The sequence below is a fragment of the Leucobacter sp. M11 genome (genome assembly GCF_035726885.1).
Classification (GTDB): domain Bacteria; phylum Actinomycetota; class Actinomycetes; order Actinomycetales; family Microbacteriaceae; genus JAPFRB01.
Window position 1 is genome coordinate 19885 of sequence record NZ_JAPFRB010000005.1, and the last position, 442, is coordinate 20326.

Here is a 442-nt window from a genome sequence, read left to right on the forward strand (position 1 = left end):
CAGGCTGCCCAGGCCGTTCGTCAGGGCCCCGGCCCCGGTCTCGAGCGCGGTCGCCCCGTCGTGGAGCTCCGTGGCGCCGGATGCGGCCCGGGTCGCCCCGTCCTCCAGGGCGGTCGCGCCGTCGTGCAATTCCGCGGTGCCGGACGCGGCTCGCTCCGCGCCCTCGACGAGATCCTCGCTCCCCGTTTGGGCGGTATCCGCCCCGGTCTGGAGGCGGGCAGAGCCGTTGGCGAGATCGCGGGCCCCGGAGCGGAGCCGCTCCCCGCCCGCTTTCAGCTCTCCGGCGCTGTCCACGAGCCGGACGGTCCCATCGGCCAGGTCACCGAGGCCGGATTTGAGCTCGGTTGCTCCCGCGGAGACGCGCCCGGCGCCGTCGTCGAGATCGACGGCCCCGGCGCTGATGGCCGAGCTCGCGGTGAGGGCCACGCTCCCGCCGCCGAGC

General features: G+C 76.5%; 1 pseudogene. It reads right to left on the reverse strand.

The window, feature by feature from the left end:
• Positions 1-442: pseudogene (locus OOT08_RS15350) on the reverse strand (hypothetical protein); the annotation flags it as partial.